At 72.4% G+C, this 20,915-nt stretch carries 14 protein-coding genes and 1 pseudogene; 8 read left to right on the top strand and 7 right to left on the bottom strand.

The features are described 5' to 3' along the window. The first annotated feature begins 106 nt into the window (after nucleotides 1-106). The 7 genes from ETAA1_RS00620 to ETAA1_RS00650 all read left to right on the top strand — a co-directional run bounded on the left by ETAA1_RS00620 (nucleotide 107) and on the right by ETAA1_RS00650 (nucleotide 10,685). Nucleotides 107-2,722: an FG-GAP repeat domain-containing protein gene (locus tag ETAA1_RS00620; protein ID WP_145233379.1), complete on the top strand. Its 2,616-nt coding sequence runs from the start codon at nucleotides 107-109 to the stop codon at nucleotides 2,720-2,722. A gap of 63 nt (nucleotides 2,723-2,785) precedes the next feature. Beyond that, entirely contained in the window at nucleotides 2,786-5,224 is a 2,439-nt protein-coding gene (locus tag ETAA1_RS00625; protein ID WP_145233380.1) for a DUF1549 and DUF1553 domain-containing protein, read from the top strand. Nucleotides 5,225-5,503: 279 nt separating this feature from the next. Continuing rightward, nucleotides 5,504-7,093 (top strand): c-type cytochrome domain-containing protein, encoded by a 1,590-nt coding sequence (locus ETAA1_RS00630; RefSeq protein ID WP_145233382.1) that lies wholly within the window; start codon nucleotides 5,504-5,506, stop codon nucleotides 7,091-7,093. Between the two features lie 159 nt (nucleotides 7,094-7,252). Continuing rightward, entirely contained in the window at nucleotides 7,253-7,852 is a 600-nt protein-coding gene (locus ETAA1_RS00635) for a hypothetical protein (protein ID WP_145233383.1), read from the top strand. Nucleotides 7,853-8,052: 200 nt separating this feature from the next. Beyond that, complete coding sequence (locus ETAA1_RS32615) at nucleotides 8,053-10,068, top strand: PPC domain-containing protein (RefSeq protein ID WP_145233385.1); 2,016 nt, start codon at nucleotides 8,053-8,055, stop codon at nucleotides 10,066-10,068. Nucleotides 10,069-10,119: 51 nt separating this feature from the next. Next, nucleotides 10,120-10,341: a DUF433 domain-containing protein gene (locus ETAA1_RS00645; RefSeq protein WP_145233387.1), complete on the top strand. Its 222-nt coding sequence runs from the start codon at nucleotides 10,120-10,122 to the stop codon at nucleotides 10,339-10,341. Continuing rightward, the gene (locus ETAA1_RS00650) at nucleotides 10,338-10,685 is read left to right on the top strand and encodes a DUF5615 family PIN-like protein (protein ID WP_145233388.1); all 348 of its coding nucleotides are present in this window, start codon (nucleotides 10,338-10,340) and stop codon (nucleotides 10,683-10,685) included. The genes ETAA1_RS00645 and ETAA1_RS00650 overlap by 4 nt, the downstream gene beginning before the upstream one ends. A gap of 17 nt (nucleotides 10,686-10,702) precedes the next feature. On the opposite strand, the gene eutB is transcribed toward ETAA1_RS00650, so the two are convergent. Beyond that, nucleotides 10,703-12,088, bottom strand: a complete 1,386-nt coding sequence (gene eutB, locus ETAA1_RS00655) for an ethanolamine ammonia-lyase subunit EutB (RefSeq protein ID WP_145233389.1) — start codon at nucleotides 12,086-12,088, stop codon at nucleotides 10,703-10,705. 455 nt (nucleotides 12,089-12,543) lie between these two features. After that, a pseudogene (locus ETAA1_RS00660) lies at nucleotides 12,544-13,712 on the bottom strand (IS3 family transposase). 70 nt (nucleotides 13,713-13,782) lie between these two features. On the opposite strand from ETAA1_RS00660, the gene ETAA1_RS00670 reads away from it, so the two are divergent. Beyond that, nucleotides 13,783-14,421: an ISAzo13-like element transposase-related protein gene (locus ETAA1_RS00670; protein WP_261342034.1), complete on the top strand. Its 639-nt coding sequence runs from the start codon at nucleotides 13,783-13,785 to the stop codon at nucleotides 14,419-14,421. Nucleotides 14,422-14,436: 15 nt separating this feature from the next. On the opposite strand, the gene ETAA1_RS00675 is transcribed toward ETAA1_RS00670, so the two are convergent. From ETAA1_RS00675 to ETAA1_RS00695, 5 genes are all read right to left on the bottom strand, one after another. Then, nucleotides 14,437-15,969 carry an ArnT family glycosyltransferase gene (locus ETAA1_RS00675; RefSeq protein ID WP_145233396.1) on the bottom strand — a complete coding sequence of 511 codons (1,533 nt, stop codon included), beginning with the start codon at nucleotides 15,967-15,969 and terminating at the stop codon, nucleotides 14,437-14,439. A gap of 119 nt (nucleotides 15,970-16,088) precedes the next feature. Further along, complete coding sequence (locus ETAA1_RS00680) at nucleotides 16,089-18,176, bottom strand: ABC transporter ATP-binding protein (protein WP_145233398.1); 2,088 nt, start codon at nucleotides 18,174-18,176, stop codon at nucleotides 16,089-16,091. A gap of 154 nt (nucleotides 18,177-18,330) precedes the next feature. Further along, nucleotides 18,331-19,035: a class I SAM-dependent methyltransferase gene (locus ETAA1_RS00685; RefSeq protein ID WP_145233400.1), complete on the bottom strand. Its 705-nt coding sequence runs from the start codon at nucleotides 19,033-19,035 to the stop codon at nucleotides 18,331-18,333. Next, on the bottom strand, nucleotides 19,032-19,919 hold the full coding sequence (locus tag ETAA1_RS00690; protein ID WP_145233401.1) for a CDP-alcohol phosphatidyltransferase family protein: 888 nt from the start codon (nucleotides 19,917-19,919) through the stop codon (nucleotides 19,032-19,034). Before ETAA1_RS00690 ends, ETAA1_RS00685 begins: the two co-directional genes overlap by 4 nt. After that, nucleotides 19,916-20,908: a phosphatidylserine decarboxylase family protein gene (locus ETAA1_RS00695; RefSeq protein WP_238389339.1), complete on the bottom strand. Its 993-nt coding sequence runs from the start codon at nucleotides 20,906-20,908 to the stop codon at nucleotides 19,916-19,918. The genes ETAA1_RS00690 and ETAA1_RS00695 overlap by 4 nt, the downstream gene beginning before the upstream one ends. Nucleotides 20,909-20,915: the final 7 nt, after the last annotated feature.

Here is a 20,915-nt window from a genome sequence, read left to right on the forward strand (position 1 = left end):
GAGGACGGGGTGAGAGGCGGCGCCGCTTGCGGGCGGCGATTTGCGGCCCACCGACCCCGCCGCGCGGGTACACTCAACTCATCGCTCGCGCAAACCCGGAACCGCAATGCTCGCTCGTTTCTCCCTGGAGCTGCTGGAGCGCCGCGACAACCCTGGGTTCGTCAGCAACCTGAGCGGGGCGACCGCCAGCGTCGCCGGCGACAGCGGCGCGGACACGCTCGTCATCACCGAGAGCCTCGGCTTCCTGCACCACAACCGCCAGTCCGCCGGCGACCCCGGCTTCGTCTCCGACTTCGACTGGGTCAGCGGCACCGCCGGCGAGCAGCGGCTGGCCGCGAGCAGCGCGTCGCGGGTCACCATCGTCACGCTCGGCGGCGGGGACGACACCCTCATGCTCGGCAGCGGCGGGTCGCCGTTCAGCGCCCTGCTCGCCCCGATCACGATCAGCGACGGGGGGGCCGGGAACGACCGGCTCATCGTCGACAACTCCCAGTCCCCGGGCTCGAAAACGTACGCGTACTCGAGCACGGGCGTGACCGGGGCCGGGCCGGCGATCGACAACGCCGCCACGTTCGAGAACGGCGAGACGTACCTCTGCGGCCCGAGCCCGGACTCGTTCAACGTGAGCAGCGCGAAGAACAACCTCACGATCGTGAACAGCGGGGGCGGGTCCGACACCGTGACCGTGGGCAGCGGTGGGAGCATGGAGACCGTCGTCTCCCGGGTCACGGTCAACAACAACGGCAGCCTGCCGACGGACCTTCGGATCGACGACCGGAACGACCCGACCGCGGACACGGTCACGATCTCGTCGAGCGGGCCGCAGACCACGGTCGCCGGGCTGTCGGCCGGCAGCGTGGCCTACGACGAGGCCGACGTGAACCTCCTCACGGTCATCGGCGGCGGCGGGGACGACTCGTTCGCCGTCTCGACCGACGACACGGACGTGACGATCGCCGTCCTGGGCCGTGGCGGGAAGGACACGTTCACGGTGGCGGCGGACGCGGGCGGGGCGAACACGACGGTGCGACTGGTCGGCCAGGACGACGCCGACACGTTCATCGTCACCGGGGCGGGGGTGCCGTCGTTCGTCGTCAGCGTCCTCGGCCAGGCTGGGGCGGATGTGTTGCGGGTGACCGCCCCGGCCGGGGCGACGGCGGTCGTCACACCCATCCGGCCGGGCGTCACCTTCGACGGGGTCGAAGTCGGGTCGTTCACTCCCGCGGCCGGCGCGGGGCCGGTGAACTTCGAGACGATCGAGTCGGTCGTCGTCGCCGGCACCCCGGCGGAGTTGGAGGTTCGCCTGAAGGCGGGCGGGAACCCGGCGGTCGTCCTCGGCGACGACGGGACCGCGGCCGACCCGGACGGCACCCCGAACGCCGGGGTCTCGCTCGTCAGCGGCAGCACCCTCATCCCCGTCGCGTTCGCCAACCCCACCGGCAGGCTGACCGTGTTCCTCGGCGACGGCGGCGACACGATCGCGATGAACGCGATGGACGCCGCGTTCGCCCCCGCCAACGCTGCGACCCTGACCGGCGGGGCGGCGGCCGACACGTTCGTCGTCACGCCCGGCGCCGTCCCGGTGGCGGTGAACGGGAACGCCCCGACGGCCGCCCCCGGCGACACGCTCCGCATCCCCACGCCCGTGCTCGTCGCCGCGCTGACGAAGCCGAGCGGGTCGCTGGGCGTCGCGCCCGGCCGGGTGGCCTACCAGGGCATCGAGACGCTCGACATCCCGCAGCCGGTGTTCGCCGACCGCGAGTTCGCCGCCGGGGCGGATACCGGCGGCGGCGGGGGGCGGTTCTTCAACCCCGACGGCACCGAGCGGTTCACGCTCACCCCGTTCGGGGCGGGCTTCGCCGGCGGGGTGCGCGTGGCCAGCGCCGACTTCACCGGCGACGGCGTCGCCGACGTGGTGGCCGGCACCGGCCCCGGCGGGCCGACTCGCGTGATCGTGTTCGACGGCGTGACGAAGGCTGTGTTGTTCGACGTGGCTCCGTTCGAGCCGGCGTTCACCGGCGGCGTGTACGTCGCGGCCGGGGACGTGAACGGCGACGGCGTGCCGGAGCTGGTCATCACCCCGGACGAGGGCGGCGGGCCGCGGGTGAAGGTGATTTCCGGCGCCACCTTCGGCCTCCTCGCCGACTTCTTCGGCATCGACGACGCCAACTTCCGCGGCGGCGCCCGGGCGACCGTCGGCGACATCGACGGCGACGGGTTCGGCGAGTTGGTGGTGTGCGCCGGGTTCGGCGGCGGGCCGCGGGTGGCGGCGTTCAAGGGGTCGGCGGCGTTCGCCAACAACGCGCCGAAGCTGTTCGCCGACTTCTTCCTGTTCGAGCAGGCGCTCCGCAACGGCGCGTTCGTGGCGGTCGGCGACGTGAACGGCGACGGCAAGGGCGACCTGATCGGCGGCGGCGGCCCCGGCGGCGGGCCGCGGGTGTTGATCCTCAGCGGCGCCGACCTGACGGCGGCGAAGGCGGACGGGTCGGCGGTGCTGGCGAACTTCTTCGCCGGCGACACGGCCAGCCGCGGCGGCATCCGCGTGGCGACGCGCCACCTGGACGCCGACACGACCGCGGACCTGGTGGTCGGCGCGGGGACGGGCGCGGGGAGCCGGGTGACGGCGTACCTGGGGAAGAACCTGACCCCGGCCGGCACACCACCGGAGGCGCTGGGGTTCGACGCCTTCGTCGGGTTCAGCGGCGGCGTGTTCGTGGGTTGACGCGCCGGCCCCGGTCGCCGACGATGTGGCTATCCCGCCGCCCCGTTCCCGGGGGTTCTCGCCATGCCCGCTCGCGCCCTCGTTGCCCTCCTGCTCGCCGCCGCGACCGCCCACGCCGGGCCGCCCCCCGGCGCGCCGCAACGGCTGCTCGTCCACCCGGCGCGGGTCGCGTTCGCCGGCCCGCGCGAGCAGCAGCAGCTCGTGGTCACCGGCGTCTGGCCCGACGGCCGACGTTACGACCTCACCCGCGCCGCCGCCTTCGCCGCCGACCCGAAGGTGGTGAGCGTCGTCGCCGGCGTGGCGCGCCCCGTCGCCGACGGGGCTACCACCATCGCCGTCACCGCCGCCGGCGCCAGCGCCGCCGTGCCCGTGACGGTCGAGAAGGCGACCGCGGACGAGCCCGTGAACTTCACGCGCGAGATCGTGCCGATCCTGACGCGCGCCAACTGCAACGGCGGCGGCTGTCACGGCGCCCAGCACGGCCGCGGCGGCTTCCGCCTGTCGCTCGCGGGGTTCGACCCGGCGTTCGACTTCGCGCAGATCGTACAGAGCAACGAGGGCCGCCGCGTCGTGCCGCACGACCCGGAGCGCAGCATCCTGCTGGCCAAGCCGGCGCTGGTGATGGAGCACGGCGGCGGCGAGAAGCTGAAGCTCGGCGGCCGCGACTACGCCCGCGTCCGCCAGTGGCTCGCCGACGGCGCCCCCGGCCCCGCCGCGAAGGAAGCCACCGTTTCGCAGCTCGAAGTGTTCCCGGCGGCGCGCGTGCTGGTCCCCGTCGAGCAGCAGCAACTGGCCGTCACCGCCGTGTGGTCCGACGGCCGCCGCGAGGACGTGACGGCGTCGGCGCAGTTCGACCACCTGAACGAGAGCGTCGCCGCGGTCACGCCGGCCGGGCTGGTCACCGCGAAGGGCGCCGGCGAGACGCACGTCATGGTGCGGTTCGCGGGTCAGGTCGGCGTGGCGCAGCTGACGCTGCCGTTCGCCACCCTCGCCGCCTACCCGAAGGTGCCGACCAACAACTTCATCGACGAGAAGCTCGTGGCGAAGTGGCGCGAGCTGGGCCTCACGCCGTCGCCGCTCTGCTCCGACGACGAGTTCCTCCGCCGCCTCTACCTCGACGCCATCGGCACCCTGCCGACGCCGGACGAAGTTCGCGCCTTCCTCGCCGACGCCGACCCGCTGAAGCGCCAGAAGGCGATCGACCGCGTGCTGGAGCGCGCCGAGTTCATCGACTGGTGGGCGCTGAAGTGGGGCGACCTGCTGCGCATCAACCGCACGGCGCTGCAAGACAAGGGGATGTGGAGCTTCCACAACTGGGTGCGCGCGATGATGCGCGACGGCACCCCGCTGGACGTGTTCGCCCGCGAGATCGTGACCGCGGAGGGGAGCACGTTCCTCGACGGCCCGGCGAACTTCTACCAGATCGGCCGCACGCCCGAGGACTGGGCCGAGTCGGTGGCGCAAGTCTTTCTCGGCATCCGCGTCGGCTGCGCCCGCTGCCACCACCACCCGTTCGAGCGCTGGGGCCAGGACGACTACTACGGCCTCGCCGCGTTCTTCGCCCGCCTCGGCACGAAGAACAGCCAGGAGTACGGCATCTTCGGCCGCGAGACGGTGATCTTCCTGCGGCCGACCGGCGAGTCGAACCACCCGCGCACCCGCGCCGTGATGCGCCCGACGCCGCTGGACGCCGACAAGGGCCGCAGCTGGGACGACCCGTTCGACCGCCGCAAGCAGCTCGCCGCGTGGCTGACGGCGCCGGACAACGGCATGTTCAGCCGCAACCTGGTGAACCGCTTCTGGGGCTACACGATGGGCCGCGGCCTGGTCGAGCCGCTGGACGACATCCGCGCCACGAACCCCGCCAGCAACCCCGAACTGCTCGACGCGCTGGCCGCCGACTTCGTGCGGGCCAAGTTCGACATGAAGCACCTGCTGCGGACGATCTTCAACAGCCGCGCCTACCAGCTCGATTCGACCCCGACGGACGGCAACCGGGCGGACGCGGCGAACGTCCACTTCGCGCGCTACACGGTGCGCCGCCTCACGGCCGAGCAGCTGGCCGACGCCATCGACTTCGCCACCGGCACGCGGGAGAAGTACCCGGGCCTGCCCTTGGGGACGCGGGCGATCCAGCTGCCGGACAGCGAGGTGAAGAGCTACTTGATGGACACGTTCGGCCGGCCGGCGCGGCAGGTGCTGTGCGAGTGCGAGCGGACGACGCGGCCGAACATCGCGCAGGCGATGCACCTGCTCAACGGCGACTTCCTGAACAAGAAGATCGCCGACAAGGCCGGCCGCGTCGAGAAGCTGATGGCGGCGAAGACGCCGGTGCCGAAGGCAATCGACGAGCTGTTCCTGGCGACGTGGTCGCGGCCGCCGTCGGCTGCGGAGCGGACGCGCGCCGAGGGCTGGGTCGCGGCGGCGCCGACGCCGCGCGAGGGCTTGCAGGACGTGCTATGGGTGCTGGTGAACAGCCGGGAGTTCCTGTTCAGCCGGTGACGGCTCGGCGGCCTCCGTAGGACGGGTCGAGTCTTCGAGACTCGACGCGGGGCGCGAGTACCTCACGGCGAAGCCCCGCGAGTCTCGCGGCGCGGGGTTTTGAGCCCGGAGGGCGACGGCGCCTAGCCCGGGGCAACCCCGGGCGGCCTCCGGCGGAGTTCGCTCCGGGCTCAAAACCCCGTGGCGCATTCGCCCCCGACTCCAACGCGTTCGCCGATCGCGCCCCGCGTCAGGTCTCGCAAAGCCTCGACCCGACCTACGGGAGACTACGGAAGACCTATGCCCCGCCTCCTCCTCGCCGCCGCGGCCGTCGCCCTGCTCGCCCCCGCGGGCCGCGCCGACCCCACCTACTGGACCGACGTCCGCCCGATCCTCCGCAAGCACTGCACCGTCTGCCACGCCGAGCGCAAGCTCGCCGAGCCCGACGTGTCCGCCGGCCTCGCGCTCGACAAGCCCGACCTCATCCGCGCCGGCGGCAAGAAGGGGACCGTCCCCGTCGTCGTGCCCGGTCAGCCCGACAAGTCGCTGCTCGTCACCCTGCTCACGACGAAGGACAAGAAGCGCGCCATGCCGCTCGACGCCGACCCGCTCGCCGCCGCGGACGTCGCCACGCTCCGCCGCTGGGTCGAACTCGGCATGCCCGAAGGAACCCGCCCGAAGGACACCGAAGCGGTCGCCAGCATCCCGACCGTCGCGGTGCGGAAGCTGCCGGTCACGTTCGCCACGAAGGCCGTGCTCCCGAAGGACGCGAAGCAGCCGGGGCCGATCGACTTCACGCTCCCCGTCGGGCCGCTGCCGCCGGTCGCGGCCGTCGCCTTCTCGCCGGACGGCAAGCTGCTGGCGACGGGGAGCTACGGCCGCGTCACCGTGTGGGAGCTGGCGAAGGCGGCGCCCGCCAAAGTGCTCACGAACGTGCTCGGCGCCGTGAACGACCTCCGCTTCTCGCCGGACGGCAAACTCCTCGCCGTGAGCGGCGGGCAGCCGTCGGCCCGCGGCGACCTGCGGCTGTTCGCCACCGCCGACTGGTCACTCGTCGCCGCGCTCGGCGGCCACCTCGACACCGTCAGCGCCGCGGCGTGGTCGGCGGACGGCAAGCGGCTCGTCTCGGCCAGCTTCGACAAGACGGTCCGCCTGTGGGACGTGGCCGACGTGAGGGCGCCGAAGGTGCGGCACACGTTCACCGGGCACTCGGACTTCGTGTACGCCGTCGCCTTCGCGCCGGGCGGCGAGTGGTACGCGACCGCGAGCAAGGACCGCACCAGCCGGCTGGTCGATGCGGCGACCGGCAAGAGTCTGTTCACCCTGAGCGGCAACGCCGACGAGGTGCTGGCCGTGGCCGTGAAGGCGGACGGGACGCAGGTGTTCACGTCGGGCCTGGAGTCGGCGGTAAAGGTGTGGGACGCCAAGACCGCGGAGAAGCTGAAGCAGGGGGCCGGCCCCACCGGCGGCACGCACGAGCTGGCCGCCGACGGCAAACTGGTCGCCGCCGCGGGCGCCGACGGCACCGTGCGCGTGTTCGCCGACGCCGCCGTGCTGAAGGTGCTGAACGGCGGCTCGCCGGTGTTTGCGGTGGCGATCGACCCCAGCGGGAAGCGCGTGGCCGCGGGCAGCGCCGACGGGCTGGTGCGGCTGTGGGACGCGGCCGAGGGGCGGCTGCTGGCGACGCTCTGGGGCGGCGCCGACGGGTGGGTGGCGTTCACCCCGGAGGGGCACGTCTCGGCGGCCGACGGGCTGGCGGCGCGGGCGAGTTGGCGCGCCGGCGGGCGGCCGCTGACGGAGGCGAAGTGGCTGGCCCCGCTGGCGGCGCCGGCGGAGGTGGCGCGGGCGGCGCGCGGCGGGAAGGTGGACGGGCCGGCGTTCCCGAAATAACGGCGGGTCGGGCGCGGCGGTGGCGCGTTAGGCCGGGGCGCAAGCCCCGTCAGGGTTGGGATGCCCGACGGGGCTTGCGCCCCGGCCTAACAGGCCGCCCGCCCGCTATACTGTCCGGGTTCCCCGGGGCGTCGCCCCGCCTTAACAGGAGTCACGCGGATGCAGCGGATGTTGCGGACGGCGGCGGCCACGGCCGTTCTTGTCGTGCTGGTCGGGTCGGCGGGCGGCCAGGGGCCGGCCGCCCCGGACCTGTTCCCGACCAAGGTCGGCGCCAAGTGGACGTACAAGATCAACGACCAGGACGTGACCGTCACCGTGTCCGGCACCGAGAAGGTCGGCGACAAGGACGGGTTCAAGTTCGACACCGCGGTCGGCGGCCAGGTGAAGCAGACCGAGGTGTACTACGTCGCCGCCGACGGCGTCTACCGGGCCAAGGTGGGCGACAAGAAGGTGGAGCCGGCCGTCCGCATCCTGGCCCTGCCGGCGAAGAAGGACGCCGCCTGGGACATCGACTCGAAGGTCGGCTCCGAGGGGCTCAAGGGGAAGTTCAAGGTGACCGACGAGAAGGCCAAGGTGAAGGTCGCCGGGGCCGACGTCGAGGCCGTGCTCGTGGAGGCCGTCGACTTCGACGTGGCCGCGACGAAGATCGCCATCAAGCAGTGGTTCGCCCCCGGCAAGGGCGTGGTGAAGGTCGAGTACACGATCCAGGGCACGACCACCACGATGGAGCTGAAGGACTACGCCGAGGCGAAGAAGTAAGCGGCGCGGGCTCTCAGCCCGGAGGGCGTCGGCGAGTAGCCCCGGGTGGAACCCGGGGCGGCCTGCGGCAGAGTCCGTGCGGTTCCGCTCTCCGGATCACCGCCGACGCCCGCCCCGGGTTCCACCCGGGGCTACTCGCCGACGCCCTCCGGGCTCAAATCCGCCGGTCGCTCACCTTTCTCTCCAGCACGGGAACCGCCATGAAGCCCCTCGCCGCGCTCGCCGCGCTCGTGCTGCTCCCTGCGGCCGTTCGCGCGCAGACTTCTTTCCCGATGGTGACGCACGTCACCCCCACCGCGGTGCAGCGCGGCACCACCGCCGAGGTCACCGTCGTCGCGCAGGCCAGCACCCTCGCCGGCGCCCACAAGGTGCTCTTCGACGGCACCGGCGTCAGCGCCGAGCCCGTCGCCGCCGCCGACGCCAAGACCAGCCTGAAGCTCAAGGTGACGGTCGCGGCCGACGCCGCCCCCGGGGTGCGCGAGTTCCGCGTCGCCTGCCCGCACGGCGTCTCGTCGCTCGGCCAGCTGGTCGTCGTGGACGCGCCGGTTGTGCAGGAGGCGCCCGGCAACAACACGCCCGACAAGGCGCAGCCGATCCCCGTGCCGAGCGTCGTGTGCGGCCGCACCGAGGCCGCCGAGAACGTGGACTACTACCGCTTCGCCGCGAAGGCCGGCGCCGTGCTCACGTTCGAGGTCCACGGCGCCCGCATCCAGGACAAGATTCACGACCTCCAGAAGCACGCCGACCCGCTGATCGCCGTGTTCGACGCCACCGGCAAGGAACTCGCCGCCAACGACGACGGCTACTTCGCCGACCCCGTGCTGGAGTTCAAGGCGCCCGCCGACGGCGAGTACCGCGTCGCCGTCCGCGACGCCAAGTTCGACGGCGACGCCCGCTGGACCTACGCCCTCACGGTCACGGACAGGCCGTACGTCCAGCACCTGTTCCCACTCGCGGCGAACCCCGGCAAGCTGACGCCGTTCGCACCCGTCGGCACCGCCCGCCTCGTTCAGCCGCTCTGGCCGCTGACCGTTCCGTCGGAGTCCGGCTTGCGCCTGGTGTCGCTCCCCGGCCCGACCGGACTGACGAACCCGGCCCCGCTCGTGGTGACGCCGCTGCCACTCGTCACCGAGGCCGAGCCGAACGACGACCCGAAGCAGGCCACCCGCGTGGCGATGCCCGGCGGCGCCAACGGCCGCGTCGGCACCCGCGGCGACCTGGACCACTTCGTGTTCGCGGCGCAGAAGGGGAAGGCGGTTCGGCTCGAAGTGCTCGCCCGCCGCTTCGGCACGGTGCTGCGCAGCCGGCTCGACGGCGTGCTCGACGTGATGACGCCGGACGGCAAGGTGCTGATGTCGAACGACGACCTGAACGGCAAGGACCCGGGGCTCGTGTTCGCGCCGCCGGCCGACGGCGACTACGTGGCCCGCGTCCGCGACCTGAACAACCGCGGCTCCGACGCCCACGTCTACTACCTGGAGCTGGCCCCCGCGGCGCCCGACTTCACGATCAAGTGCGACCCGTCGAAGGCGTCGGTCGGCCAGGGCGGGCGCACCGCGTGGTACGTGCAGGTGACGCGCACGAACGGCTTCGCCGGTCCCGTGACCGTGGACGTGGAAGGCTTGCCGAAGGGCGTGACCGCGAGCGCGCTGACGATCCCGCCGGCGATGACGCAGGGGTGCGTGGTGCTGTCGGCCGCGGCCGACGCGAAGCTCGACGCCGCGGCCGTGCGCGTGGTCGGCAAGGCCGACGGGCTGGTGCGGACGGCGGTGCCGGTGGAGGAGATTTACCTCCCCGGCGGCGGCCGCGGCCGGTTCGACGTGGGGATGCCGGCGGTGGCTGTGTGCCGCCCGCTGGACATTTTGGACGTGAAGGTGAAGACGACGCGGGTGGAGCTGAAGCCGGGCGAGGAGGTGAAGCTGGACGTGGAGGTGGTGCGCGCCCCCGGCTACGACAAGACGCTGACGCTGGACGTGCTGTTGCAGCACCTCGGCGGCGTCCACGGCAACCCGCTGCCGCTGGGCGTGACGGTGGTGGGGGCGAAGAGCAAGACGCTGCTGGGCACGGGGAGCGTGGGTCACATCGTGCTGCGGGCGGCGCCGGACGCGGCCGCGTGTGCGGACGTGCCGGTGTGCGTGCAGGCGTACGTGCCGATCAACTTCGTGGTGAAGACCGGCTACGCCAGCGCGCCGGTGCTGCTGACGGTGCGGCGGTGAACGCGATGCTGTCGTCGATGTAGAATGCGGTACGATCCGCGGAGGCGTTCAATGGTGGCGGACGATCGGATCACGTTCAATCCGCTCCAGTGCGGCGGGCGGCCGTGCGTGCGCGGGATGCGCATCCGCGTCAGCGACGTGCTCGACCTCCTCGCCGCCGGCCTGTCGCACGCCGACGTGGTCGCCGAACTGCCCGACCTCGAACCGGCCGACGTGGTCGCCTGCCTGCGGTACGCCAGCGCCCTCACCGCCCGGCCGGAGGCCGCCGCGTGACGGTCTGGCTGGATGCGCACCTGTCGCCGGCCCTGGCGCCGTGGCTGGCCGCAACGTTCGGGGTGACGGCGACGGCCGTCCGTGACCTCGGCCTGCGCGACGCGCTCGACCCGCCGATCTTCGACGCCGCGCGGGCGGCCGGGGCAGTCGTGATGACGAAGGACGCCGACTTCGCGGAAATGGTCGGCCGACTCGGGACACCGCCCCAGGTGGTCTGGCTCCGGTGCGGGAACACGTCGAACGCCGCGCTTCGGACTCTCTTGACCGCCGAGTTTCCCGCGGCGATGGCGCAACTCGCCGCGGGCGTTCCGCTCGTCGAGGTCGGAGCCCCCGGCGTTCCCTGACGGTCGCCGCACGCCCCTCAGCCGCCCAACGCCGACAGGTGCGCCAGCAGCGCCGGCCGCGCGGCGGCCGGCGCCAGCCGGCCGGCGCGGAACACCCCGCGCGCCTCCAGCCACGCCGCGAACTCCGGCGCCGGGTGCAGCCCGAACAGCTCCCGCACCGTCGCCGCGTCGTGGTAGCTCGTGCTCTGGTAGTTCAGCATCACGTCGTCGGCACACGGCACCCCCATCACGTAGTTGCACCCCGCCGCTGCCAGCAACAGCAGCAGGTTGTCCGCCGAGTTCTGGTCGGCGTCGGCGTGGTTCGTGTAGCACACGTCCACGCCGATCGGGAGCCCGAGCAGCTTGCCGACGAAGTGATCTTCCAGGCCGGCCCGCACGATCTGGCGCTCGTCTGCCAGGTACTCGGGGCCGATGAACCCCACCACGCTGTTCACCAGGAACGGGTCGAACGCCCGCGCCACGCCCTGCGCCCGTGCCTCCAGCGTCAGCTGGTCGATCCCGCCGTGCGCGTCCGCCGACAGGGCGCTCCCCTGCCCCGTCTCGAAGTACGTCACCTGGTCGCCGACCCAGCTCACCGCGCGGCCGCGGTGCGACTCGCGCACGCGCTCCAGTCCTTCCTTTAGCATCGCCGGCGTGACGCCAAAGCTGCGGTTCGCCGCCTCCGTCCCCGCGACCGACTGGAACAGCAGATCGACCGGCGCCCCGCGCTCCAGCGCCGCCAGCTGCGTCGTGACGTGCGACAGCACGCAGTGCTGCGTCGGCGCCCCGGTCACGTCGATGAGGCGGTCGAGGGCGCGGAGGACCGCCGCGACGGTGTCCACGGACTCGGTGGCCGGGTTCACGCCGATCACCGCGTCGCCGCAGCCGTAGCACAGGCCGTCGATCGCGGCGAGGAGGATGCCGCCGACGTCGTCGGTCGGGTGGTTCGGCTGCACCCGCACGCCGAACACGCCGCGTTCGCCGAGCGTGTTCCGGCAGCGCGTCACGACGCGAATCTTCGCCGCGACGTAGACGAGCTCCTTGTTCCCCATCAGCTTCGCCACCGCCGCCGCGACCTCGGGCGTGATCGCGCGGTGCAGGCCGGCCAGTGCGGCCCCGTCGGTGCGGTGGTCGAGGAGGAACTCGCGGAAGCCGCCGACGGTGAGGGAGCGCAGCGGCGCGAACGCCCCGCGGTCGTGGCCGGCGGCAAGGAGGCGGGTCACGTCGTCGTCGATCAGCGGCGTGTCGGCGATGTCGCCGAGGGGGACGTCGGCGAGGGCCAGCTTGGCGGCGACGCGCTCGCGCTCGGAGCGCGCGGCGAGGCCGGCGAGGGCGTCGCCGGACTTCGCCTCGTTGGCCTTCGCCAGCAGGTCGCGCAGGTCGGGGAAGACGAACCGCTCCCCGCGGACGACGTGGGCGTACATGTGGCCCCCTTCGCGACACCCGCAGCCGAGTCGGGCGAGTGGCCCCCGACAGCCAGGCGCCGTGCCGTATAACTTCCCGATGCAGAAGCGGTCTCGCTGATGCACACCATGCGCACGATGCATGAAAACTAGGGGTTTTCGAGGCCGGCGGCCCGATCGAGGTGCGTCGTCAGAGTCGGTTTTGCACCCCGCGCACGCACTTCCGTGTCAATTCCGTGCTCGTGTCGCTAGCCCTTCGTTACGAAGTGGTAGAGAGGCCAGCGGACAAGCGGTGACGCTTGAAATGCCTCGGACGAGACGCCGGCGGCCGCTCAGAACCGCTTGCGGATTAATTTGACGAGCTCCACCGGCATGCTCATCAGCGACACGACCAGCAGCACCAGCCCGTCGAGGGCCATGTGCCAGGGCATGTCGCCGAACATCCCTGATCTTCCCGAAGAAAAATGGAGTCGAAGTTAACGGTGGGTCTGGTGGTACGTCCGCTCGAACTCCTCGGGGGACACGGACCCCAGGGAGGAGTGGCGGCGGACGCGGTTGTAGAACACTTCCAGGTACTCGAGGATCACGGCCTGGGCGTCCTCCCGGGTGGCGAACATCGTGCCCGGCGCGATCCCGACCTCGCACTTCAGCCGGCCGAAGAAGCTCTCGACCGGGGCGTTATCCCAACACTGCCCCACCCCGCTCATGCTGCACACGATCCCGGCCCCGGTGAGGACGCGTTGGTAGTGCTCGCTCGCGTACTGGCTCCCGCGGTCCGAGTGCGCGAGCAGCCCGACCCCGGGACGGCGGCGGGCCAACGCCAACTCCAGGGCGTCCACGACCAGCCGGCTCTCCATCGTCGCCGCCATGCTCCACCCCACGATCATCCGGCTGAACAGGTCCTCGACGACGGCCAGGTACACCCACCCCTCGCGGGTCGGGACGTAGGTGATGTCGGCCGACCAGGCGGCGTTCGGGCGGGCCGGCGTGAAGTCCCGGTCGAGTCGGTTGTCGGCGACCGGGTGGGCGTGCCCCGAGTCCGTCGTCCGCACGAACCGACGCGGCGTTCTCGCCCGGATTTCGTGGGCCGTCATGAGCTTGGCCACGGCGTTCTCCGAGCACGCCTGACCCCGGGCGTTCAACTCGGCGGTCATGCGCGGGCTGCCGTACCGCTCCCTCACCTCGGCGTGGACCTCCCGGATCGCCGCGACCAGCTCCCGCCGCCGCTGCTCGGCCGCGCTGTCGGCCCGTGACGCCCAGGCGTAGTACCCGCTGGCCGACACCTCCAGGGCGTCGCACATCCACCCGACCGGCCACTCGGCGGCGTGGTCGGCGACGAACCGGAACGTCAGGTCGGCGGGTTGGCGAAGTACGCGGCGGCTTTTTTTAACAAGTCCCGCTCGGCACGAAGTCGTGCGTTCTCGGCGCGGAGTTGGCGGAGCTCCTCGTCGGCCGGGGACGGGTTGCCGTGCCCCGGGAAGGCGGCGTCGCCGCGACCCCGGTGGGCCTTCCGCCACTCGTGGAGGACGTTCTCGTTGACCCCGAGGCGGCGTGCGGCCTCGGCGACGGAGAGCTTCTGGTCGGTGATCATCTTTACCGCGCGGAGCTTGAACTCGGCGGTGTACGTCGCACGCAGTCGGGCCATCGGTGTACTCCTCCTCGGAGCATACACCGTTAACTTCGACTCCACGAAACTTGGGGAGGGTCAGGTGAAGGTGGGTGACTTCTCCCGCGGTGGTGAGGGCCGGGCGGCGGAGGGGGTGAGGGCGCTCAATCACGACATGTCCCCCGAGGCGGTGCTGGTGCCGTTCGGGGTGCTGGAGTTGAACCGCGGGGCGGTGCCGATCCACCAGCCGTGGTTCCTGTTCGGCCGCTCGCGAGAGACGAGCGACTTCCTGGCCGACGGCCTCGACCTCTGGTGGCAGGAGCGGAAGGCGGTCCACCCCGGCGTCACACGCCTGCACGTGGAGTTGGACAACGGCCCCGAGATCGGCAGTTCGCGGACCCAGTTCCTGAACCGGATGGTGGGGTTCGTGGACCGGCACCGGGTGGCGGTGGAGTTGGTGTACCTGCCGCCGTGTCACAGCAAGTACAACCCGATCGAGCGGTGCTGGGGGATCCTGGAGCGGCACTGGAATGGGGCGTTGCTGTCGTCGGTGGCCGACGTGCTGCGGTGGGCGGGGACGATGACGTGGCGGGGGCTCCGGCCGATCATCCGGGAGACGACGGCCGTGTACGAGCGGGGCGTGCGGCTGACCAAGGCGGCCTTTCGTCCCATCGCCGCACGACTGACCCGCTCACGCACACTACCCAAGTGGAGCCTCACCATCCAACCCAAAGGACTGGGAAGGTAAGATCCCGCTCATGCCTTACTCGTCCGCGGTGCGGAGGAACACGAGCGGCCGCGGCGGCTTCGCCCCGGTGAACTGCTCCAGCCGGCCGACCTCCACCAGCCGCCGCACCTTCACGATCTCGCCGGCGGGGTAGACGTACTCCGGCGGCATCACCACGAACCGCGGCCCCGGCTCGCGCAGCCACGCCGCCAGGTCGTGCCACTCCACCTTCGTGTCGATCGGCCGGCGGAGGTGGAACGCCAGCAGGTGCGACTCGGCGCGGAACATCAGTACCGGTTCCGGCTCCGGCGCCTGCGAGCGGATGAACGCGGCGAACGCCCGCTTCCCCTCGCGTGCCTCCTCCGCCGGTTCCACCACCTGCGTCATCACGCCCCAGCCGACCGCGACGCCGGCCAGCACCAGCGCGAACGCCCACGTCGCGCGGCGGACGGTGCGCGTGTTCGACCGCGTGGCGAGCCAGCGCTCGGCGGCGCAGCCGAGCACGACGGCGGCGCCGGGGTACAGCGGCAGGAGGTAGTCGGCGCGCTTGAACTTCGCCGCTGACAGGACCGCGAACATCGTCACGACCCACACCACGCCGAAGCGGAACAGCGGGTCGGCCCGCCAGCCGCCGGTGCGCACGGCCCACGCGGTCAGCAGCGCCAGCGCGGGCGTCCACGGGAGGAAGTCCGCGGCGAGGCGCGGCAGGTAGTACCACACCGGGTGCGACGCCAGCGTCGGCGACGTGCCTGCGAACCGCTCGACGTTGTGGTGCCAGAAGAAGACGCGGACGAACTCACCGTCGGTGGCGGCGTTCGCCCACAGGAACCACGGCGCGGCGAGGCCCAGCACGACGGTGACGCCAAGGAGCGCGGCGGGGACGGGGAGGCCGCCGCCGCCGCGCGGTTTCACCACGAGCCACGCGACCGCGGCGGGGCCGACCAGCGCGAGCGCGACCGGGCCTTTGAGCAGCACGCCGGCGGCGGCGGCGACGGCGGCGAGGAGGAAGTACGGGTGGCGGAACGGCGAGCGGCCCGCGTCAGCGGGCTGTTCCTCAGCGCAACTGTGGCGCTGAGGAACAGCCCGCTGACGCGGGCCGCTCGCCGGGGCGTTCGTTCCACGATAAAAGGCCACCAGCGCCACCGCCACCGCGCACGTCAGCGGCACGTCGATGCGTGCGGTGCGCGAGATCGCGGTGAAGTGCCCGGCCGTCGCCAGCGTCAGCGCCGCGACAACCGCCGCGACCGGCCGGCCTTCGCGGCGCAGCCAGCCGTACACGAGCGCGACAGTGAGCAGCCCCGCTAGCGCCGCCGGCAGCCGGGCGCAGGCCTCGGTCACGGTGCCGCCGTTGAGCCACCCCGCGGCGGCGACGAGCCAGTAGTAGCCCGGCGGCTTCTGCAGATCGACCTGCCCGTCGAACAGGACCGGCAGCCCCCATTCACCGGTGTCGAGCATCCGCTGCGCGTTCTGGGCGGCGCGCGCCTCGTGACTGCTGACCAGCTCGCGGCTGCCGAGCCCGGCGGTGAACAGCGCGGCGACACCCACGACGGCCGTGACGTGAAACCACACGCTTCGACGAGCCGCGACCGAAAGGGAGCGGCTGCTGTGATCGACGATCTGCGTACGGAGGATGGGCGCAGACGCGGCCGCTCCCGGGCGGTCGCGGCTCGTTGAGGTGTCCGCGGCGCTCACGCCGCCTCCCGCTTCGCCGGCGGCTCGGACGGCTTGGGCGACGGCGGCTCGTCTTCGCCGCGCTGCCCGGGGTCGCACAGGCGGCGGTACAGCGGGCACGTCGCCAGCAGCTCGGCGTGCGGCCCCACGGCCACGATCTTGCCGGCGTCCATCACCACCACGCGGTCGGCCAGCTCCGCCGCGGCGTGCAGCCGGTGCGTGATCATGAACACCGTCCGCCCCTTCACGAAGTCCTTCAGCGCCGCGTGAATCTCGGCCTCGCTCGTCGGGTCGATCTGGCTCGTGAACTCGTCCAGGATCAGCACGTCCGGGTCGCGCAGGATCGCCCGCGCCAGCGCGATCCGCTGCCGCTGCCCGCCGCTGATCTTCCCCGCCAGGTCGCCGATCATCGTCTTGTAGCCGGCCGGCAGCTCCTTCTCGATGAAGTCGTGGGCGTGCGCCTTCTTCGCCGCCGCGACCACCTCGGCTTCCGTCGCCCCCTTCTTGCCGTAGGCGATGTTGGCGAACACCGTGTCGTCGAACAGCTGCGTGTCCTGCGTCACCAGGCCGATGCGGCGGCGCAGGCTCCGCAGGTGCGCCTGCCGCACGTTCACGCCGTCGATGAAGACCGCGCCGTGGTCGGGGTCGTAGAACCGCGGCAGCAGCCCCAGCAGCGTCGTCTTGCCGCACCCGTTCGGGCCGACCAGCGCCACCGTCTCGCCGGCCTTCACCGTCAGGTCCACCAGGTCGAGCGTCGGCGTGTCCGAGCCGGGGTTGTAGCTGAAGCAGACGTGCCGGAACTCGATCCCCTTCTTCACGCGGCCCACGCGCGGCCCGGCCGGGTTCGCGCCCACGCTCGGCACCCGGTCGAACACCTCGAACACGCGGTTCGCGGCCGCCTCGCCGCTCTGGAGCTTCGTGTACACGCTGGCCAGCTTCCGCACCGGGTCGGCGATCGCCGCCAGGAAGGCGTACAGCTGCAACAGCGTGGCGAACTCCAGCGGCTGGCTCGTCATCCGCATGCCGAAGATGTGCGTGTGCTTCGTCACCACCAGGTACGTGCCCGCGGCGAGGGCCAGCCCCACGGCCAGCACGCCGAGCAGCTCGATGAGCGGGTTGGCGAAGGCGTCGATGTACACGACGCGCATGGCCTTGCGGTTGTAGTCCTCGGTGGCCTTGCGGAACCGGCGGCGCTCGTGCGGCTCGCGGGTGAACGCCTTCACCGCGCGGGCGCCGTCCAGCACCTCCCGCAGCAGCTTGTACAGCACGCTCATCCGCTCCAGCACCTTGCGGGCGGCGCGGCGCATCGCCCGACTCACGCGCATGAGCGTGATCATCACCAGCGGCACCACGACGCAGAACACGACGGTGAGCTGCCACGAGATGCTGCACGCGACGGCGAGGCAGGCGACGGCCTTGAGCGGCTCGGCGACCATGCGGCCGAACAGGATCTTCAGCCCCAGGCCGAGCTGCTCGGTGTCGTTCGTGAACCGCGCCATCAGGTCCGGCGTGCCGGCCGCGGTGATCTGGCGGATGTCCTGGTGGATGAGCCGGCGGAAGCAGCGGTTGCGGATGTCGAACAGCGTCCGGTTCATCACGCTGCCGACCAGCGACTCGTGGGCGAACTCGAACACGCCCTTCACCCCGACGCAGCACACGACCCCGCCCATGATGACCATGAACGTGGCGAACCGGTCCTCGGGCAGGAGCGTGATGACGCGGTCGCGGAGCAGCCGGTAGCGGTACTCCCACGTGGCGTGGTAGAGGAGCGTTTCCTCGACCTTGGCGACCTCGTGGCCGACCTTGCGGATTGCCGTCTCGCGGTCGGCGCCCTCGGGCAGCTGCTCGGCGGCGCGGAGCTCGGCGCGGAGGCCGTCCAGCTTGGCCTGCCGGTCGGGGCGGTTGCGCTCCTTCACGCAGGTGTCGATCTCGTCGTCCACCCACTGCTGGAGGTTCTTGTCGGTGCTGAGGATTTTCAGCACCGGGTAGATGGCCGAGAGGTTGACGCTCCACAAGACGGCGACGACGAGGGCGCAGCCGAAGGACGCGGCGAGGCGGCCGCGGTACGGCCAGGCGTACTTCAGCGTGCGCAGGAAATTCCGCATAGCCGCGGGTTATACCCGCGCGGCGGGAACGGGGGCAAGAGGGGAAAACACGCGGGCGCGCCCGGGGATTTCGGGCTGCCGTTAGGCCGGGGCGCAAGCCCCGTCGGGATTCTGACGCCCGCCGGGGCTTGCGCCCCGGCCTAACGTAAAGCGGCTACCCGGGCGCCCGGAACGCCACCTGGGCGCTCGTCGCCAGCGGCCAGCACTTGTACCGGCCCAGCGGCTCGAAGCCGGCCTCCCGCATCCGCCCGGTCAGCGCCGCGGTCGGCAGCGTCGGGCCGTCGTCGAGCACCGCCACCCCGCCGGGCGCCAGCACCCGCCGCACCTCCGCCACCAGCGGCTTCACGGTTTCGGCGTCGAGGTGGTGGCCGACCACGCCGCTGCTGTTCACCACGTCCACGGACGCCGCCCGCACCACCTCGCCCGCCGGGTCGCGCAGCGGCTCGGTGATCCCCTGACACACGAACCGCACCGTCACACCCGGGGCGTAGGCCCGCCGGGCGGCGACCTCCGCGAGCTGCGGCGCCAGCTCGTAACCGGTCACCTCCGAGCCCGCCGGGGCGCACGCGGCCAGGACGCGCGTCGACGTGCCGGTGCCGCAGCCGAGGTCGAGCGCGCGCCACGGGCGGGCGGGCACGCGGCCCTTCAGCGCCCGCGGGATGGTCCGCCAGTTGGCCCACGTCTGCCGGGCGTTCGACGTCTCGAACTCGTCCTCGGTCATGGCCGCGTAGGCGGCGGCGACGACGGCTTGGTCGGTGGACCGGTAGCGGACGCCGCGGCGGGCCAGGGCGCGCTCGGCCCGCCACTGCCGCCAGCAGATGAGGAGGATGATCCCGGGCGGCTTCGTGGGGTCGGTCACGGCCCGTCTCCGGTGCCGGTCGGCGGCGTCGCCGGGCGCGGGAACGTCGCCGGCGCCGGCGGCTGGCCGCGGAGGTAGCGGTTCCACCCGGCCACCGCCGGCGGGGCGAAGGCGTACCAGCACACCAGGATCGGCACCGCCACCCGCGGCACGGCCATCACCACGGCCAGCGCGAACACCACCACCAGCAGCAGCTTCCGGTTCCGCCCGCGCCGCAGCAGTTGCTTGAACAGGTGGGCGTACCGCACCCGCGACACCATCAGCAGCGCCACGCCGAACGTGACCAGCGGCAGCAGCCGGGCCGCCCACAGGTCCATCTGCGCCGCCGCCCCCGACGGCTCCACGTCGGACACCAGCTGCGGCCCGAACAGCGCGATTGGGAACGACGCCACCACCGACGCCGCGGCCGGCGACGGCAGCCCGGTGAAGCCCTTCGCCTTCTCCTCGGCGGCGAGCTCCGGCGGGGGCGGCGGCTCCACGTTGAACCGCGCCAGCCGCAGCACCGCCCCCACCACGTACAGCGCCGCCGCCACGAACAGCAGCCGCGGCGGGATGCCCACCTGCTCGAACTTCGCCAGCTCCAGCATCAGGAACGCCGGCGCCGCCCCGAACGTGATGGCGTCGCACAGCGAGTCGAGCTCGGCGCCGAACTTACTCGTCTGCCCGGCCCAGCGGGCGGCGGCGCCGTCGAGGCCGTCGAACAGCATTCCCAGGAAGATGAGGCACCCGGCCGCGAACAGCGCCGTGGCCGGCTCGTACCCGGCCCACCCGGACGCGAACGCGATGGCCCCGAACCCGCACACCGCGTTGGCGAGCGTGAGGAGCGTCGGCAGCACGGCGAACGCCTTCGGCCGCGGCCGCCGCCCGCGCAGCTTCAGCTTCATGTCGCCCCCGGCGTCTCGTACTCGGCCAGCACCGAGAGACCCGCCTTCACCTTGTCGCCGACCTTCGTCACGACCTTCAGCCCCGCCTCGCGCGGCATCACCAGCTCCGTCCGCGAGCCGAACTTGATCATGCCGAACCGCTCGCCGCGGCCGACCGTGTCGCCGGGCTTCAGCCAGCACACGATGCGGCGGGCGATGGCCCCGGTGATCTGGCGGACGACGTAGCGGCGGTACGGCGGCGCGTCCTCCTGCATCCGCACGGCGAGCTGCTCGTTCTCCCGCGCCGACTCGGGGCGGATGGCGTTCAGGAACTTCCCCATCTTGTAGCGCAGCCCGACGACGCGGCCGGCCACGGGGGCGCGGTTCAGGTGGCAGTTGAAGATCGACAGGAAGATGCCGATCTGCACCGCCGGGCCGCCGACGAACTCGTCGTACTCCAGCTCCTCGACGAGCACGACCTTGCCGTCGGCCGGGGAGATGACGAGGCCCGGGGCGGCGGGCACGGCGCGCTCGGGGTCGCGGAAGAACCACACGACGAGGAGCCACGCCACGGTCAGCGCCGCGACGAGCACCCAGCCGGCGCCGGCGAGCACGCCGTCCGCGCCGCCCCAGATCAGCCACGCGGCGACCGCCTTGGCGGAGCCGGCGGTGAGGACCGAGAAGACGAGCAGCTCGGCGAGGCCGGCGCGGGCGAACGGGATGCGGTCGCGCCAGCGGAACGGGTCGTCCTGCGGCTCCCAGTGGTAGCCCGGCTGGTTGCGGTAGAACTTGAGGTCGCGCGGGTCGAGGACGGGGAACGGGCAGGGGTTCGTGTCGCCCTTGCGGAGCGCGGCCATGCGGCGGACGTAGCCGGGGCGGAAGGTGCGGAGGTAGGCGCGGCGGACGGCGCCCCAGGCGAGTTCGAGCCGCATCACCACGCCGCCGCCGGGCTGGATCGTGGTGAGCTTGGGGTCCATCGGCTCGGGCGGGAGCGGGGCGGCGGACGACATGCGGGTT

This window comes from Urbifossiella limnaea (assembly GCF_007747215.1).
Classification (GTDB): domain Bacteria; phylum Planctomycetota; class Planctomycetia; order Gemmatales; family Gemmataceae; genus Urbifossiella; species Urbifossiella limnaea.